We start from the raw sequence: 1,210 nt of genomic DNA, 5'->3' as shown, positions 1-1,210 counted from the left end.
ACAACGCTCGGCATACGGGGCCTCCTCGAGGAGAACGGACACCCCAACGTAGGAGCGTCGGCGACCCCGAAGGATCACCCACATATCAAGCATGACAGGAAGAGTGCTTCCGCGTTCCTTGAGCGCACTGGCTCGATCCAGCCCCACCGGAGCGGAGCCGCCGGGCTCACCGCGTCCGCGCAGGGCTGTCAGCGTCGGCGGCCCGAGGGGTCATCGGCGACAGGAGCAGACGCCTCTGCGTTAGCGAATCACAGGCCGAGCACCACGGGCGTGGCCGGAATGTCGCCGGCGATCAATCCCGCCAACGGTGTCGCGAGGTCGCGGGGTGAGAACAGGTCGGTTCCGTCGTATTCGGCGATCTCTGCGTGCCGCCACCATCGCATCGCGCTGATGTGCTCGGCGGCGAGTTCGTCGTCGGACAGGGCGCCCCGGGGATCGAAGAGCGGGGTTCGGACCAGGAAGTAGTCGTTGACCACACCGTCGTAGCCGTCGGCGTGGCCGGGGGCGACGACCTCCTGGTGCCAGACGTGAGGCGGGTCGGCGTCGAAGACGAGCCCGGTCTCCTCGTGCAGCTCACGGCGCAGTGCCGCCAGAGGCAGTTCGCCGGGCTCGATGCCGCCGCCGGGGGCCGCCCACACGACCGTTGCGCCCGTCGGGACCGCTGGGTGCGGGAAGCTGAAGCGACACAGCAGGACCCGGTCGTCCTCGGCCAGGATGACCGCCCTTACGGCACGTCTCAGCTTCGTCGCAGCAGGCGTCTGGTTCATCACCAGATGATCGGAGCGCCAGCGGCCGGGCCGCAAGTCGGCACAGGCAATCACAGGACCCGAGGGGCGGGCTCGCGCCGTGCTGGCTGAGCCCGTCAGCCGGCCACTCGGTCAGCTCGTCGTCTCGTGGGTGCTGCTCGGAGCCGGCTCGCTCGTGGCCCAGCTGGAGAGGAACTGCAGTGCTTCGGCAGAGGGCGTGCCGGGCTCGACCGTGTAGGTGATGATCGTGAGCCCGGCGTCTCTGGGCAGCTCCAGCGCCTCACCGGTCAGCTCGATGTCCCCGACGAACGGGTGGTGCATCTGCTTCGTCGAGGTGCGGTGGAGCCGAACGGTGTGGCCGGCCCACTAGGGCGTGTCTCCCAGTTCGCGTAGCCAGGTGACAATCGCGCCGAGGACGACCCCGCCCCGGTAGGTCAGGGCGAGCTTGTCGTACCTGGTGGCCA

Annotated in this window: 1 protein-coding gene and 1 pseudogene; both read right to left on the bottom strand. The window is 69.1% G+C overall.

Annotated features, from left to right (window positions below):
- Positions 1-248: 248 nt before the first annotated feature.
- Positions 249-821, bottom strand: coding sequence for an NUDIX hydrolase (locus ASE25_RS06575; RefSeq protein ID WP_235508576.1), 573 nt, complete (start codon positions 819-821; stop codon positions 249-251).
- 57 nt (positions 822-878) lie between these two features.
- Positions 879-1,100 (bottom strand): annotated as a pseudogene (locus ASE25_RS06570) (transcriptional regulator); the annotation flags it as partial.
- Positions 1,101-1,210 lie beyond the last annotated feature (110 nt).

Origin of the sequence: Terrabacter sp. Root85 (genome assembly GCF_001429185.1) — a bacterium.
Lineage (GTDB): Bacteria > Actinomycetota > Actinomycetes > Actinomycetales > Dermatophilaceae > Terrabacter.
The sequence above is the reverse complement of the archived record's forward strand: the minus strand, read 5'-3'. Positions and strand labels throughout refer to the sequence as shown.